This is a genomic window from Caballeronia sp. EK (assembly GCF_014384845.1).
Taxonomy (GTDB): Bacteria; Pseudomonadota; Gammaproteobacteria; order Burkholderiales; family Burkholderiaceae; genus Caballeronia; species Caballeronia jiangsuensis.
In genome coordinates this window covers 1-16,504 of sequence record NZ_JACSUE010000032.1, presented here as the reverse complement: position 1 = coordinate 16,504, position 16,504 = coordinate 1, and the positions used below count along the sequence as shown (strand labels likewise).

At 58.6% G+C, this 16,504-nt stretch carries 12 protein-coding genes and 1 pseudogene; 11 read left to right on the top strand and 2 right to left on the bottom strand.

Features of this window, described 5'->3' with window-relative positions; all coding sequences use genetic code 11:
- Positions 1-168: 168 nt before the first annotated feature.
- Positions 169-1,536, top strand: a complete 1,368-nt coding sequence (locus tag IAG25_RS39420; protein ID WP_187609679.1) for a hypothetical protein — start codon at positions 169-171, stop codon at positions 1,534-1,536.
- A 10-nt stretch (positions 1,537-1,546) separates the two neighbouring features.
- Positions 1,547-1,900, top strand: coding sequence for a hypothetical protein (locus IAG25_RS39415; RefSeq protein WP_187609678.1), 354 nt, complete (start codon positions 1,547-1,549; stop codon positions 1,898-1,900).
- Between the two features lie 1,202 nt (positions 1,901-3,102).
- Here IAG25_RS39415 and IAG25_RS39410 read toward each other — a convergent pair.
- A pseudogene (locus IAG25_RS39410) lies at positions 3,103-4,232 on the bottom strand (IS110 family transposase).
- A 247-nt stretch (positions 4,233-4,479) separates the two neighbouring features.
- Between IAG25_RS39410 and IAG25_RS39405 the strand changes: the two are divergent.
- The gene (locus tag IAG25_RS39405; protein ID WP_187609677.1) at positions 4,480-5,355 is read left to right on the top strand and encodes a tyrosine-type recombinase/integrase; all 876 of its coding nucleotides are present in this window, start codon (positions 4,480-4,482) and stop codon (positions 5,353-5,355) included.
- Between the two features lie 9 nt (positions 5,356-5,364).
- Entirely contained in the window at positions 5,365-6,540 is a 1,176-nt protein-coding gene (locus tag IAG25_RS39400; RefSeq protein ID WP_187609676.1) for an IS91 family transposase, read from the top strand.
- Positions 6,541-7,314: 774 nt separating this feature from the next.
- Here the strand turns inward: IAG25_RS39400 and IAG25_RS39395 are convergent.
- The gene (locus IAG25_RS39395; RefSeq protein ID WP_187609692.1) at positions 7,315-8,169 is read right to left on the bottom strand and encodes an alpha/beta hydrolase; all 855 of its coding nucleotides are present in this window, start codon (positions 8,167-8,169) and stop codon (positions 7,315-7,317) included.
- A gap of 124 nt (positions 8,170-8,293) precedes the next feature.
- Here IAG25_RS39395 and IAG25_RS39390 point away from each other — a divergent pair, with 124 nt between their 5' ends.
- The 7 genes from IAG25_RS39390 (at position 8,294) to IAG25_RS39360 (ending at position 16,016) form a co-directional block, all read left to right on the top strand.
- Positions 8,294-9,076: an AraC family transcriptional regulator gene (locus IAG25_RS39390; RefSeq protein WP_187609675.1), complete on the top strand. Its 783-nt coding sequence runs from the start codon at positions 8,294-8,296 to the stop codon at positions 9,074-9,076.
- 111 nt (positions 9,077-9,187) lie between these two features.
- On the top strand, positions 9,188-9,652 hold the full coding sequence (locus IAG25_RS39385) for a RidA family protein (RefSeq protein ID WP_187609674.1): 465 nt from the start codon (positions 9,188-9,190) through the stop codon (positions 9,650-9,652).
- Between the two features lie 7 nt (positions 9,653-9,659).
- The gene (locus IAG25_RS39380; RefSeq protein WP_309244021.1) at positions 9,660-10,982 is read left to right on the top strand and encodes an adenylosuccinate synthetase; all 1,323 of its coding nucleotides are present in this window, start codon (positions 9,660-9,662) and stop codon (positions 10,980-10,982) included.
- Positions 10,983-10,994: 12 nt separating this feature from the next.
- Positions 10,995-11,627: a pyridoxamine 5'-phosphate oxidase family protein gene (locus IAG25_RS39375; protein ID WP_187609672.1), complete on the top strand. Its 633-nt coding sequence runs from the start codon at positions 10,995-10,997 to the stop codon at positions 11,625-11,627.
- Positions 11,628-11,776: 149 nt separating this feature from the next.
- Positions 11,777-13,150, top strand: a complete 1,374-nt coding sequence (locus tag IAG25_RS39370; protein ID WP_187609671.1) for an MFS transporter — start codon at positions 11,777-11,779, stop codon at positions 13,148-13,150.
- Between the two features lie 62 nt (positions 13,151-13,212).
- Positions 13,213-15,513: an NADP-dependent malic enzyme gene (locus tag IAG25_RS39365; protein ID WP_187609670.1), complete on the top strand. Its 2,301-nt coding sequence runs from the start codon at positions 13,213-13,215 to the stop codon at positions 15,511-15,513.
- Positions 15,510-16,016, top strand: a complete 507-nt coding sequence (locus tag IAG25_RS39360; RefSeq protein WP_187609669.1) for a RidA family protein — start codon at positions 15,510-15,512, stop codon at positions 16,014-16,016. The genes IAG25_RS39365 and IAG25_RS39360 overlap by 4 nt, the downstream gene beginning before the upstream one ends.
- The last annotated feature ends 488 nt before the right edge of the window (positions 16,017-16,504 follow it).

Sequence of the window (16,504 nt, the reverse complement as noted above, 5' to 3'; positions counted from 1 at the left end):
TCTCCTTAAATCACGCACCGGTTAAGCGTAGCCGAATTTCAAAAGTTCATCCATTGGTTCGTTATTTAGGCTGAAGAGGAAACCGACATCTGCGCTGATATGCGGGTCACCGCAATCTTCACATGATTTTGGCGGTCTGAATGTATCTCGAGCTCGGAGGAAAAACCGATGACTACGGTCACTGAAAACTTGTGCGCTGCAGTCCATCTGAATCGAATCGAATGTCAGTACGTGATCGATCGTTTGGAAGATCGCCATAAGGCTCGCCTGCCCGAGTTCGGAATCAACACGGAAAAGCTACTTTATGAATCCAAGCATGCGCGATTCAGAAGCCTGCTCTTCAGCTCATTACTGCTTGTTGCAGGTTGCTGGCTTGTAATTAGAGCAGTAGAAGCCGTCGACACGGGTTGGAATATAATCCTGCTGCCATATTACATCGGCAGTCTCCTGGCGCCACTGATTCTCATAGCGGCGATCAAATTTGCAAAACACCTGATGGTGATCAGGCATCTTCGAAAGAACTTCCAAGAAGATATTATTAGGGAGTCTGGGGCCAACGAAACATCGGGGACTGGCAACGTAGTTATTTCGGGTGGCTTCTCGCCTTTTGCGGGCTATGGCATCGATATTGAGGGATGGTCCTTCGCTGTGGACGCCACAAAGGCAAGTGATACTGACAAGCGAGTATCGACTTTTACACAGGCGGAATTTCTGAATCATGTCTCCGCCTCCGTCAAAGAAAATATTCGGGGCTGCGTGATTGACGATAAGCTGTTCGTAAATGGACAGCGCATCCAAAACAATAAGCTATTTCTTTCAGAAATAACAGCTGTCCCCAAGACTTCGATAGATCCGAGCTTCGTCACAGATCGAATCGGCGACTTGGACAAGGATATTCGCCATTATCGTGCTTTATCGATCCCCCTCGCTGAGGGCCAATTTTGCTTAACGTACTTTCTTCGCTCAACTATGTTAGGCAATGATCTTTTCATCGAATGCCGGAGTTTTCTGCTTCTCCCTATTTGGAAGTATTATTCTCCGCTCGAAGACCTGCCGAACTGGCGTGGGCTGACTTACCACACTAAGGTCTTTGCGAAGTTTTTACTTGCTTCTCCAATAAGTTGGTTATCAGGGCCCATTGAAGTTCTAAGCGCCGTTGGTCGAACATATGAGCAGATGAAGTGGAGCTTGTTTGGACATCCAGAAGACAAACTAAAGAGAAAAAATGCGTCATATAACTACGGGAACAATGCCAGTCTTCGGGAACGTTTTGCGTCAAACCGCTACAACTCGTATTTTCAAATGGTAGACAAAGACATGTCTGCGAAGACATGTCAGTACATTCTCATAAACTCGATTGTCGATTTTCTTGCTTCGAAAGGCATCGCGACAGACGAAATAAAGGAGCGGCGAACCCAGATTTTCAATTCAGGAGTCATTGTATCTGGCGGAACGGTCACGACGCAGCAGCTCGCAGTTGGAACCGGAGCGGTGGCGAAAACGAAGATTGCCTCCATGGTCACAAGTAACGAATGACGGAGTACCTATGAAAAACAGTGGCATCATCGTTAACGACCATGGACAATTCAAAAGCCATCAGACTGCCGTCGGGGAAAACGCGCGCGTGATCAACGGCGAGAAACAGACACAAAAGTTGTTAGTGCGTCGGATCAATCGTCTTCTGGATGAGCTTGAGTCTTCTGATCTTCCTGAGAAGACAACTGAGGTTCTGCTGAATGCGGCTCTGGAGATGAAACGAGAGGCGAAGAAGGCAAACCCCGATAAGTCGCTTTTCGAAAAATCACTAGCAATCATCGAGAAGACGGCACCGACAGTCGCTGCGATCGCTAGCGCCGGCAAAGGAATACAGGAGTTGGTCAGTGCATGGACAACAGGATGATCACCTTCTCCCCTGCTGACATCGCGTTGATGCCGGTTAGTGAGGCCAAACTGTGCTCTGCTCGCTACGGCGGTGTGGATGACCGGACCGTTCCGTTTGCTGCCCTTCAGCGCCGGATCGGGCCACCGGCTGTTGTGGGTCGTGAGGCGGCATTCATCTTAGCATGCATACCAACCTTCCAAGAACCCGTATCGCGCCGTGCGCTACCTCATCAGCAACGACCGGTCTGATTTCGACATAGGCTTGATGCAGGTTAACCGTCACCTTCGAAGCTGTTACATGGCCGTCTGACGCTCAGGCAAGGTTCGGAGCGAAGCAGTTTTCGCATGGCGCGCGGCTATTTCAATAAGATCGATTATCGGAATAGCACCGTTGGTGATGCGGTGTGGGCAAGGAAAGCAACCGTTGCGTAGTCTGTGGCACGCTGCACACGTCGGGAGGGCAACGTGAAGCAGTCCCATCGAATCGATCAACGGGTAAGCGTGTGTCGAGTTTCCCGAGCACGCTTCCCTCGCAGCGCTGCGTGCGTGGTGTGAGGGCCTTTCGGCGCGCGCGGCCGTCGAGCGCTGTTTGTCGCACCGGCGAATCCAAGCGCAATCTCGCGGCGTGCTTGGCCGAATCAGACGCCGCTTGATCAATATCGCTCAAGCAAGCGGACGAGACGATCTAGCCGAGGTTTTCCGGATCGGAGCGCGGCCCACGCACGACGGGGTATGCTGTTTCACAGTGCGATCGAGGCGTTGCGTGAGTTGCAGGACCGGGTCCGCAGATCAGCGACGATCTCGGTCTATGGTTAGCGCCGCGAGCGGGACACCAGCGAGGCATTAAAACCATGCCTGATACAGCAGAGTATTTCATGCGGAGCGGAGATGGCTACCGCGCCGGCAGGACAGCTGAGCAGGCCGTGTCCGTTTCCCCAAAAGTCTGTGAGCTGATATGACTTCCCGTGTCAATCGCGATCGGTTCTCGGTTTTGGTGCATCTGAATTTCCTGAGGGCGACGTAGCAGTACGTCTCGACGGTGGGTCACACTGATATCCGCGGGTTGGTTACCGCATTACTGTGGTCCGCCCTATGAGCCTGCCGCTACCTAAAGTCGCAAGTCGCATGAAATGTGTTGCATAGTCCAATCGCGGGTTACTCGGGTGCCGGGCTACGCCGCCTTCAGGAAACTCTCGGTGTCGTCGTTGAGGGGATGTTGTGTCAGCCTGGTCTGGCATCCTTTGGTAGGGCGAGGGACATTGCCATTCTGCTGATGTCCCAGATGAATCCCGCGAGCTCTCGGGCAACGGCAACCACGCCGATGTTCACATTCTTGCCGCGCGCTGCGAGCTTTCGATATCGTCGGCACAGTCGCAGTTGAGCATCCCATGCGCGGTCAATGATCGGTTTCGGGAGTCCTTCATGGCGGCGTTGTATGTCCGGGCTCACCCGAGCGGGGTATCTGTAACTCCACGCAGCCTCTACGAGCAGCTTTCTTGCGTAGCTGTTCCCGTTTTTTGTAATGCTGCCTTGACGGCGGCGCTCTCCCGAAGAGTGTTCGGAGGGCGTCACCCCGAGCCAGGCCATCAGCTGGCGCGGGTGCTCGAATCGCGACAGGTCGCCGAGTTCGGCGAGCATGCCTACGGCGGTGGTGAACTGAATGCCCCGCATTGCCTGCAGTCCCAGTACGGCCGGATAGAACCGCCAGTCGACAATTGCTTCGCGTAGCGCCACCTCAAGGCGGTCGCATTGTGCGAGCCTGTCTTCGATAGAACGACGGCACTCGTCAAAGGCCAGTTGTTGCCAGTGGTTGGGGAACGCAAAGGCGCTGATCCATCTTCGATGTGCCGGCCCCCAGTTCGCGCTGCCAGTGTAGCGAACACCATGAGAGAGCAGAAAGGACTTGAGCCGCTGACGCGCGTGCTTGAGATCCGCTTTGGCGGCTGCCCACGCGCGAGCCAGGTCTCGGAATGCCTCATCTTCGACACCAGGTACGTAGACTGGCGAGAGATCGCCCGCGCGCAACGAGCGCACGAGTTTGATGGCGTCGCGGCGGTCGGTCTTGACTCGCTCGCCTGGTTTCCTCGGAATCAGCGACGGAGCACATACCATGCAATCGGATCCCTTCTGCACCAATTGTCGGTAAAGGCCATAGCCGCATGGCCCTGCTTCGTAGACGAAGCGGACGTGGGTCGCCTTTGACTGCATGCGCTGACGGAGACGATCGATGTCCGTCTTCGAAGTGCCATCTTGCCCAGCAATTCGACCTCGCCTATCCCGACGGCGTAGGCTGCTGTGATCGACTCCTTGTGGACATCCAGACCGACATACACCGTGCTATCGTGTCCCATGCTGGCCTCCATGCTCGAAATCGCCGGGTGTCGCCCACGTGCACACCATGCGGCTCTGGCAGCAATGCTAACCCGCGTTTGATTCAGCACGGCGGGCCAGCCACCATCTCACGGCAAGTCATACTGCCTAAACCGCTCGCGCGGTATGCACTCCGTTTGAACGTGGTGGTTCTTCATAGGAAACCCGCTCGGTTTCCTATGTTGAGCAATGAGGCAATCCGCCTCGTTACTCGACAGGAGCCCAGCCATGACAACCCCCATCCAACGCATCAGTCCGCTACGCCAGCGCATGATGGACGACATGCGCATGCGCCGACTCGCGCCGAAGACGCAAGCCAACTATCTTCGCGTGGTGCGACAGTTCACCGTGTTTCTCGGGCGCTCGCCTGACACGGCCACTGTCGAGGATTTGCGACGCTATCAACTGCATCTGGTTGACCACGGCGTGTCGCCGATTTCCCTGAACGCGGCGATCACCGGCTTGAAGTTCTTCTTCGGCACAACGCTCGGTCAAGAGCAGTTGATGGCGAAGATGCGTCCGATTTATCTGCCGCGTACCTTGCCCGTCATACTCGGCCGCGATGAAGTGGGCCGGCTGATCGCGGCAGCCACTAATCTCAAGCATCAGACGGCACTCGCATTAGCTTACGGCACAGGATTGCGGGCCAGCGAAGTGGTGGCCTTGAAGGTCGGTGACATCGACAGCCAGCGCATGACGCTGCGCGTTGAGCAGGGTAAAGATCACAAGGATCGATATGCCATGCTTTCGCCCATCCTGCTCGAGCGCCTGCGGGTTTGGTGGCGAGTCGCCCGAGCCCAGGGCAAGATGCTCGACGGCGGCTGGCTCTTTCCGGGGCTCAATCCGATCGAATCGCTCAGCACCCGCCAACTCAACCGGGCGATCCATGCAGCCGCCCAGGCCGCCGGAATCGACAAGCGCGGGTCCATGCACACCTTGCGCCATAGCTTTGCCACTCATCTACTGGAACAGAAGGTCGATATCCGCGTGATCCAGGTCATGCTCGGGCACAAGAAGCTTGAGACCACGGCGCTTTACGCCCAGGTCGCCACCGATATTCTGCGCGAGGTGGTCAGCCCTCTTGAGAGTTTGCATCCTGAGTAGCTCGCCGTCGTGGCGCATTGCGCGCTCGAGGTGGCGGACGTCTTTCGCTCTCTTGGCCCGACGTGGCGTCAATCCGCCCACCTGAGCCTTGGGCAACTGAAGGTCATGTCCGCGATCGAACAGTGCCGCAGTGCGGCGCTGGGAGGACACGTGCTGCGCTGCCAAGGGTGCGCCGAGATCGAAGTCGCCTACAACTCATGTCGCAATAGACATTGCCCGAGGTGCCAGGCTAGCGCTGCGCGGCGGTGGCTAGAAGCGCGTGAGGCTGATCTCCTGCCCGTCGAGTACTACCACGTGGTCTTCACACTGCCAGCTGCGATCAGCGCGATTGCGTATTACAACAAGGCCGTCATCTACGGACTGCTGTTCGATATCGCGGCCGAGACATTGCGCACCATCGCCGCCGATCCGAAGCATCTCGGGGCACAGATCGGTGCCACGCTCGTCCTGCATACCTGGGGCTCCGCGCTCACGCATCATCCCCATGTGCATGGCATCGTTCCCGGTGGTGGGTTGTCGCCGGAGCGAAGCCGGTGGGTCGCGTGCAAGGCAGGTTTCTTCCTTCCAGTGCGCGTACTCTCGCGCTTGTTCCGGCGACGCTTCCTCGAAGAGCTGGAGGCCATGTATCGCCGCGGCCGGTTGCGCTTCTTCGGCGAATTCGCCGAGCTCAACGATCTCACAGCCTTTGCTAAATGGCTTGCGCCAATGCGCGCATGCGAGTGGGTGATGTACGCCAAACGCCCATTTGCGGGACCCAAAGCCGTGCTCGCCTATCTGTCGCGTTACACGCACCGGGTCGCGATCTCTAACCAACGCCTGGTCTCGCTCGACGAGCACGGCGTTACCTTCCGCTGGAAGGACTACCGCGAGCAGGGACGCACACGCAACAAGACCATGACGCTCCAAGCAGATGAGTTCGTGCGCCGGTTCCTATTGCACGTGCTGCCTGGCGGCTTCCACCGCATCCGCCACTACGGTCTGCTCGCGAACCCATCGCGGCGCGAGAATCTCGCGAGGATCCGCGAATTGCTCAGCATAGTGCCTGCCCGTATCGAACTCAGTGCCAACGACGTAGCCGCAGTCGCAGTGCCGCCAACCTTCGTTTGCCGGCACTGCGGTTCGCCGATGGTCATCATCGAGATACTCCAGCGCAGCAGACCTCTCCGGGCACCGCCTGTTAAGTGAGCCAACGCATGAACGCTATCGCGTTAGGATGCACACATCGACTGTCGGCTCTTCGGCAACGGGAGCCAATAGGAGACGCCTGCGCCTATCGTTCCAAACGGGTGGTTTGGTGCTGGCCGCGTTGGCGTGATAGTAACGCTCAGCAGCGTCGCTGCTACGATCGGGGTTGCCCAGGCTCAGATTTACCCACGTTTATATCCACCGTGCCCTCAATGAAATCGAACAAATCGCCATAGCGGTGAAATGTTCGGACCATGTCGGAGCACTCCGCGGTTTCCTCCCTTGGGGCTTGTAGGACGCCTGCCCGCTGACGTCTGGGTGAGTTGACGTGCCGACGGATCAGGGCAGGCGTCCTACAACCCTAAACACTAAGCGCCGTTCGATGCCAACCCTAGCGAGACGTCCGAATGTCCAATTGGCCTTCGAAAGTGCCCCTCCGTATCTGACAAAACAAGGGCGCACGCGTAGGTAGCCTTCGCGCGATTCCACTAGTGGTGCGTACGCTCGCCTGCGAAAGCCGACGAAGGTCCACGCGAGGCGTCGCATGCGTCGCGCGCGAGATTCGTGCGCCGCCGCGACCAGGAACATGGGTCACACCGATCGACTCTGCCACGCGATGTGCGGGAGTTTCATGGCCGTGACGCTGGGATTGTCAAAACATGACCCCACCCAGATGGAAGCCGCAGGCAATCGAGATTCCGATCGCCCAGCGCCGGCCGACGGCCAAAATATAATGTCGTTCGGCCGCGTACCTAGTGGGATGATTGTCGACGCTTACGATTCGATCATTTCGATAACGGCCTTTGATAGTGCCGCGGCCGGTTCGCCGAGACGATCGACCGCATCGAAATGATGTCCGTCGGCTTGTCGGACGATCCGCACGTCCAGCCCATGGTTGTTCAACAGCGTCTGATACTCAGCCTGCAACCTATGGAACTCGTCCGATTCGTCGCCGCCGACTGTCAGGATGAAGGGCAACGGCCGCTTGGGAAGATGAAACTTCGGGCTATACGCGCGTACCTCCGCGTCGTCTAGTCCCACGACCTTATTGAGGTAGCAAAGACGAATCGGTTCGAGATCGTAGAGACCGCTGATTGCGCAGGCGCCCTTCAGGACATCGTTCGGCAGGCCGCGGCTCTCCCAGTCCGTCCCCGCAAGAATGGCGGTCAGATGTCCGCCCGCAGAGCTTCCGGATACGAAGATCGCGTTGCGATCGAAGCTCAGTTCCTCCGCGTTTCGATACAGATTCGCGATGGCCTCGATGTTGTCAGACACGATATCGGCCATGCGCACGGCAGGCGCCAGCCGGTAGTTGATCACGGCAACGTTGATGTCCGCATCCAGATACGGCCGGGCGACAGTGCTGAAATCCGACTTGTCAAGGGACTGCCAATATCCCCCATGAATGAAGACCAGCACGGGGCGCCCGTTCGTCCTGGCAGGAAAGAAATCGTACGCCTGCTGCGCCTCGTTCCCGTAGCGAAGGTCTTCGCGGACCGTGTGCTCCGCGCGAAAGCGTTTGCTTTCCGTTTTCCACCTTGCGAACACTTCGAGATGGTCTGGAATGCCCGCGCGGACGTTGTATTGATTGTCGAGCGCCTCTTGATCGAATGAGCGGTAAACCGGCATGCTGTACCTCGAGAAACAGATGAGTGTTTGAATGATCGATCCGGTCCGTGGATCGCCTTCAACCGTACCGCGACTCGGTTTGGCCGGCGCGCGCGCACGTGACAACGATCAACGAGGAAACGCCATGTTCGGAAAGAGCGAGGACCGTGAGGATTATCAGGCAATCGCGCGGCCCGTGGGAGGAATGGCCCGTGACCTGCCGGACCGGTTCTTTATCGACTATCACGCGCACGTCCGAGGTCAACTCATTTACGCCTACGCGGGATCAATACTGGTCACTGCCGACGGCGGCTCGTGGGTCGTGCCGCCCCAACGGGCCGTTTGGGTTCCGCCAGGGGTCAGGCACTGCATGCAGGCCGTCGGCAAGATCGAAATGCGCACGCTCTACTTCGCGCCGCAGCGCACACCGCTCGACGCGTCGAACTGTTGTGTTGTCTCCATTTCTCCGCTTCTTCGGGAACTGATCGCGGCCACCGTCGCGATGCCCGTCGACTACGACGAGCAAGGACGAGACGGGCTCGTCGTCGAGCTGCTCTATCACGAGGTAAAGCCGTTACAGGTCGAGCCTTTGCACTTGCCGATGCCGGCAGACGAGCGCATCGCGCGTATATGCCGCTGGATTATCGCGAACCCAGCAGAAGAAACCTCGCTCGAGTCCTGGAGCAAAGTTGTCGGGGCAAGCGAGCGGACCATTATCCGGCTCTTTCCGGATCAGACGGGCATGACATTCACGCGCTGGCGTCAACAGGCGCGATTGCTGGCAGCGGTCCAGATGCTGGCCGAGAACCGCTCGGTCACCGAGATCGCGTCGGTGCTCGGCTATGACAGCCCTAGCGCCTTCAGCGCGATGTTCCGCAAATCGCTTGGACGAAGCCCCAGCGAGTTTTTCAGGGTGATGTCGGAGTGATGAACTTGGCATTTACGCGATAGAGCGCGACCTATCCGCGAGAGCATGACGCCCGCGTCCTCTCCAGAATGATGTTGAGCCGCCTCGTTCCGGCGGCGTCAAGGAGAGAAGATGTCAATCTACGATCGCATTAAGGAAGCGGGTCTCAGCTTGCCCGTCCATACACCGGTCCGTGCAGCGTTCAAACCATTCAATCGACACGGAAACTTGCTGGTCATCTCCGGGCAATTGCCGGTTCGTGACGGCAAGGCAAAGTGGACCGGGTCCGTGCCGGAAGTAGTGTCCGTCGAGGATGCACGCAGCGCAACGCGACTCTGCGTGCTCAACGTGCTTGGATGGGCGCACTTGGCGACCGACGGCCACCTCGAGCGCATCTCGAAGGTGCTGAAAGTCGGCGGTTATGTTGTCACGTCTGAAGGCTTCGCCGATGCACCGACGATCATCAACGCGGCGTCGGAATTGATCAATCAGCTCTTCGGCGAGCGTGGCGAACATGCGCGCATCGCAATCGGCGTCGCTAGCCTGCCGATGAATGCGCCGGTGGAAGTGGAAGCGACCTTCGTCGTCGAAGACTGAGATGACTATGACGCGCGGTTACGCGGACGTTCTCGTCGGCCTTCAGTATGGTGATGAAGGCAAGGCCAAGATCATCGACCATCTGGCTCATGCCTACGACATCATTGCTCGGTTCAACGGCGGTGCCAACGCGGGGCATACGGTCCGTACGCCGCTGGGAAGCGCGAAGCTAGCGCAAGTGCCATCGGGCGCATTTCACCCTGACAAGCTGCTCTATATCGGCTCGGGCTGCGCGGTGAACCTCGAGAAGCTGGCCGGCGAGATTGACGCGCTCGAACGCGCCGGCCTGACGCTCGACGGACGGTTGCTCATCAGCGGCCGTTGCATCGTCGTCCAACCCGTTCATGTCCGCATGGACGTGCTACACGGATCGGACATCGGAACGACAGGAAACGGCATCGGTCCGTGCTATGCAGATCTCGCGCTCAGAATGCGCTCCGAATGCCGTACCGTCGTTCAACTTCGCGATTTGCACAAGAACCTCGACCTCGCCTTCGGACAGATGGCAGCGTACGACCGCCTGTCGGCACCTTGTTCCAAAGCGCATGAGGCCGATGTCGCCGCCACCTTCCATCGACTTCGGGCGGCGTGGACGCGCATCTTGCCTTTCGTCACGATGGACGACCTATTCCTGACGCGACTGGTGAGAGCGGGCAAGCGGGTGCTTTTCGAGGGCGCGCAGTCGTTGCAACTCGACGTGTCGCTAGGCGATCAGCCTTATGTCACGTCGAGCCATACGAGTGCATCCTTCGCCTACGTCGGTGGCGATCTCTCGTGCCACTTTCACCGCAAGACGTTCGGCGTGGCGAAAGCGATCGTGTCGCGCGTGGGTGCGGGGCCGTTTCCCTCAGAATTCGGCGGCATGGCGTCTGCGTCCTACTGTGCTCGGGCCGCTAAGGAGGGGACCGGGCGCGAAGCCGAACGCGCGAGGTTCGATCCGCGTGCGCTTCTTGCATCCGGCGATCCGTTCGAGCTTGGCATCGCGCTGCGGATGCTGACGGACGAATACGGCACGGGCAGCGGGCGGCCCCGGCGCATCGGCGCACTAGACGTTTCGCAGCTTGCCGACGCGGTAAGCCGTCACGCCGTAGACGAGATCTATCTCAACAAGTGCGACAGCCTCGCCCTATTCCCCAATAAGGCGTCGGGCGCCATTCCGGTGTTCGATGAAGCGTCGCTTCGCTGGTTCCCTTCCTTCGCGGGACCGTTGAATGCCAGTTTGCCCCCTTCGCTGCGCGGTCTGATCGCGCATATCGAGCGACGAACCGGAAGCCGTATCGCAGGCATAGGCACAGGTCCGGCCCGAGACGACATCATCTGCTTTCAATGAACCACATAGACAATGACCCCATCCTTCCTTAACGTTCAAATGCGTCGAAGCGATCTCGCATGGACAGACTGGCCATCGATTCTCGCTTTCCTGAAAGATGAACTCATTTGTCGAGTCGCCGTACACGACAAGCCTTTTCCGTACGTGCTCGCGCAGAGCTTCACCTTTACGGGCGATGCATTTCTTATTCACTGCTCTCGTTTTGGTAGCTTCGCCCAGAAGCTGCGCGAGAACGGACACATCACCATCGAAGTGGACAGACCTGTGTCCTTGCTCAAGGCGCCCAAAGGACAGAATACGAGTCTCGAGTATTACAGCGTAATCGCCCGTTGCCACGCGTCCATCGATCACAACACGGAAGCCGTTATTCGCCACCAGAACCAGGCGCTAGACAAGTTTCGCCCAGAGAAAGACTATTCTCCAATCGAACAGGGCGCGGCCAACCAGATCATTGTGATTCGTTGCGCCGTAATTGAGATGACGGCAAAGAAGCGCATTCTCGCCGACGGTCAATATTCTCCGCCTGGTCAGCCCCAGGCTCCGTATCTTCGCTACCCGTTTGCCGCAGGCGCGACTATGTCCGGCCTCGCTCCCGACCCGTTCGATCCCAATCGATTTGCAAAACGGAATCAGGGCGACGCATAGCCGTTGCGCGGCAGCATAACTTGGCGTAAGCGCGACCATCGACGACATTTTCTAACGCGCCTGCCTTCTTTTGACGACTGATAGTGGATCTGCCGCAGGGAAGTAATTCGGCAAATCCACGTACAGGAAGTCACCGAGGAGATACTCGAATGAAGATGGGCAATGTCGACGTCACATGCTTTGGCGTGGCAGACCGGCTCGAAAGACTGCCGGTTTGCGGTTACCACCGCTGGCTATTTATGATCATTTCGCTTGCGTTTTTCTTTGACAACGTCGACCTCGCCACCATGACGTTCGTTCTGGGTTCAATCAAGTCGGAGTTTGGTTTGTCGCCTGCGCAAGCCGGCCTGCTGGGCAGTGCAGGATTCGTAGGGATGGCCTGCGGTGCCGTCTGCTCGGGAATGCTAGCCGATCGTTTCGGACGTAAGCCGGTGTTCCAGATCAGTATGGTCGTGTGGGGAATAGGAAGTTTGCTGTGCTACACCGCGAGTGACGCGACCGAACTGGGCATTTACCGCGTGCTGCTAGGCATCGGCATGGGCATGGAGTTGCCGCTTGCTCAAACGCTCCTGTCCGAGTTCATTCCGGCGAAGAGCCGCGGTAAGTACCTCGCGCTCATGGACGGAAACTGGCCAATCGCGTTTGTGTGCGCGGGCTTGCTGTCCTACGTGGTGCTCCAATCGCACAACTGGAGAATGTTGTTTCTCATCGAATCGATTCCCGCCCTGTTTCTGTTCGTCATCCGCCGCAGCGTGCCGGAATCTCCGCGCTGGCTCGAATCGCAGCGACGTCATGAAGAAGCCGAGCAGATCGTCTCAAGTATCGAACAAACGGTAATGAGCAAACTGAAGATCGACACGCTTCCGCCGGTCACGCTTTCGGTGGACGCCCGTCATCATGAAGCGCGCGGTCTGAAGGTGCTTTGGTCCTGCGCCTATCGTCAGCGGACCATGATGGTCGGCGTGCTCTGGTTCTTTGCGCTGTTGGGCTTTTACGGACTGAATACGTGGCTCGGAGCATTGCTTCAGGCATCTGGTTCCGCGGTGACAAAGTCCGTGCTGTTCACGGTGTACATCTCGTTGGGCGGCATCCCGGGTTTCCTGACCGCTGCGTGGGCCGTCGAACACTGGGGCAGAAAAGCGACGTGTGTCGCAACCTTGCTCGGTGGGGCGATCATGACCTATGTCTTCGGTCATGCAGCGCAATGGGGTGCGTCCTCAGCGGGATTGATCATAACGGGTGCCGGAATGCAGTTCTTCGCCTTCGGCATGTGGGCCGTGCTCTACGCTTATACCCCCGAACTCTATCCGTCGCGTGCTCGAGCAACGGGTTGCGGGTTCGCGTCGTTCTGCGGACGGATCGGCGCATTGCTCGGCCCTACGCTCATCGGCTGGCTCTTGCCCGTCGTACAGCAAGGCGGGGTGTTCATCTTCGGAGCAACGTGCTTCGCTATCGCATCGCTCGTTGTACTGCGATTCGGCGTCGAGACACGCGGCGAAGTGCTCGAAGCCGTGTCGGAGTGACATGAAAAACGTCAGGACGTTTTTACCAACATTGTGTCAAAGAACCACGCCAACCGACCCATATGACCCAAGACAAACGAGCGGCGCTTGCCGCCGAGGCGCTCAACTATCACCAATTTCCAACTCCGAGGAAGATCGAGATAGCGTCGACCAAGTCGATGCTGACGCCGCGCGATCTAGCATTGGCCTATACACCCGGCGTCGCCAGCGCCTGTGAAGCGATCGTCGAAGACCCGCTGAACGCCGCGCGCTTCACGGCGCGCAGCAATCTCGTGGGCGTGGTGTCGAACGGCACGGCGGTGCTCGGTCTCGGCAACATCGGGCCGCTCGCGTCCAAGCCGGTGATGGAAGGCAAGGCCGTGCTCTTCAAGAAGTTCGCCGGCATCGACGTGTTCGACATCGAGCTCAACGAAAACGATCCGCACAAGCTCGTGGACGTGATCTCCGCGCTCGAACCGACCTTCGGCGGCATCAATCTGGAAGACATCAAGGCGCCGGATTGCTTCATCGTCGAACGTGAGTGCCGCAAGCGCATGAAGATTCCCGTCTTCCACGACGATCAGCATGGCACGGCCATCGTCGTCGCGGCGGCTATCACGAATGGTTTGAAGGTGGTGGGCAAGAGCATCGGCGAAGTGAAGCTGGTGGCATCGGGCGCGGGCGCGGCGGCGCTTGCATGTCTGGATTTGCTCGTCGATCTCGGCATGAAGCTGGAAAACATCTTCGTGACGGACCTGGCCGGCGTGGTCTACAAGGGCCGTGTCGAACTGATGGACCCGGACAAGGAGCGCTTCGCCCGCGAAACGAGCGCGCGCACGCTCGCGGAAGTCAACGAAGGCGCAGACGTGTTCCTCGGCCTGTCGGCGGGCGGCGTGCTGAAGCAGGAGATGGTGAAGGGCATGGCTGCGAAGCCGCTCATTCTCGCGCTCGCCAATCCGACGCCGGAAATCCTGCCGGAACTCGCGCTCGAAGTGCGTCCGGACGCGGTGCTCGCGACGGGGCGCACGGATTACCCGAATCAGGTCAACAACGTGCTGTGCTTCCCGTTCATCTTCCGCGGCGCGCTCGATGCAGGCGCGACCACGATCACGAAGGAATTGGAAATCGCGGCCGTGAACGCGATCGCGGAACTCGCGCGGCAGGAGCAGAGCGATATCGTCGCGACCGCCTACGGCATTCAGGACCTGTCGTTCGGCCCGGAATATCTGATTCCGAAGCCTTTCGATCCGCGCCTCATCGTGAAGATCGCGCCGGCAGTGGCGAAGGCCGCGATGGATTGTGGCGTGGCGACGCGGCCCATCGAGGACATGGACGCCTACGAGCAGCACCTGCAGCAGTTCGTCTATCACAGCGGCACGACGATGAAGCCCGTGTTCCAGCTTGCGCGCAGCGTCGAGCCGGAGAAAAAGCGCATCGTGTTCGCGGAGGGCGAGGAAGAGCGGGTGCTGCGCGCGGTGCAGATCGCCGTCGATGAAAGAATCGCCAAGCCGATTCTCATCGGCCGTCCGGCGGTCATCGAGCAGCGCATCACGAAGTTCGGCCTGCGCCTGACGCCGGGCGTGGACTTCACCGTCGTCGATACGGACCACGAAGAACGCTACCGCGACTTCTGGCAAACCTATCACCAGATGATGGCCTGCAAGGGCATCAGCCAGCAGATGGCGAAGCTTGAAATGCGCCGGCGCACGACGCTGATCGGTTCGATGCTCGTAAAGAAGGGCGAAGCCGACGGCATGATCTGCGGCACGGTGAGCACCACGCACCGGCATCTGCATTTCATCGATCAGGTGATTGGCAAGAAGGACGGCTGCAACGTCTACGCGGCGATGAACGCGCTCGTGTTGCCGGGTCGCCAGATTTTCATCGTCGATACGCACGTGAACGTCGATCCGACGCCCGAGCAGCTCGCCGAAATCACGATCATGGCGGCGGAAGAAGCGAAGCGCTTCGGCATCGTGCCGAAGATCGCGCTGCTGTCGCATTCGAACTTCGGCACGAGCAACGCGCCGACCGCGCAGAAGATGCGCGACGTGCTCGCCATCCTGAAGGAGCGCGCGCCCGATCTCGACGTGGACGGTGAAATGCACGGCGACGTCGCGCTGGATGCCCGTTTGCGCAAGGACGTGGTGCCTGAATCGACGCTTGAAGGCGATGCGAACCTGCTGATCCTGCCGAACATCGACGCGGCGAATATCTCGTACCACCTGCTGAAGACGGCGGCGGGCCACAACATCGCCATCGGGCCGATCCTGCTCGGCGCGGCGAAGCCGGTTCACGTGCTGACGGCGTCGGCCACGGTGCGGCGGATCGTCAATATGACGGCATTGATCGGTGCGTACGCAAAAACCAAGGGAGCGCCATGAGTGCAGATGACAGACTACTTCGACTGATCGGAGGCGATCGCTTGGCGCAAAGGCCGAAAGGGAACTATAAAAACATCACACGGTGGGGAGATCTTGTCTTCGTCTCGGGTAAATCCGCGGGTAGATCCGTCGACGGCAAGATGCCCAAGGGCCGTTTAGGGCAAACGCTGTCGCTCGATGACGGGATCGCATTCGCACGTGAAGCGGCTCTCGAGCTACTGCTGACGCTGTGCAAAGAGCTTGGATCGCTCGAGCGCGTGCAACAAGTACTCGACATACAGGGCTTCGTCAATGCGGACGCTTCGTTCGAAGAACATGCGAAGATACTCGATGGTGCTTCGGATGTTCTCGTTGACGTCCTCCGTGACGCGGGATTACACGCGCGTTCGGTTTTCGGATGCGTATCATTGCGTGGAGGTCAGCCCGTGATCTTGCGTGCCGTGGTCGGACTGAAAACCTCACCGCGAGAAAAGCCGTTTCAATTTTCGACGGATTTTCGCTGAAGCCTATTCAGCAACGACGAAAATTCTCCGATGTCACTGATGCCGGACGACGGAAGATATCCGGTTTGAGACATCAGCATTGACTATCGTCAGGGGACCGCTCCGGGTCGAAAGTGTGAATTGGCAGCGACGCCGGTGCGCCGACAGTGGTTGGACGGGCGACGTTTCTACATCTCGCGATCAAGCAATCCGGTCGGCATCTTCGTCGAGGAACGCGCACGACGCGCGCCTACCGCGAGATGCAACTATTCGTCTAGGTCCTCGTGCGACTTCGAACTGCGGGCCGCCGGCACCGTAAGTGTGTCTGCAAGATGGCGAGCAGAATATCAACCACTCGAAAAATCAGTCTCTGTCAGACGGACGTTACTCGTTGGCCGGGCCCGTAGTTTTCGTCGCGCGACCGCTTCGATCCGGGCGAACCCGTCTCTGAACACGCTCACCAGTCGGCTGTCGTCCGCATCGGGCGGCAGCCAGAAAAAGACTTCCAA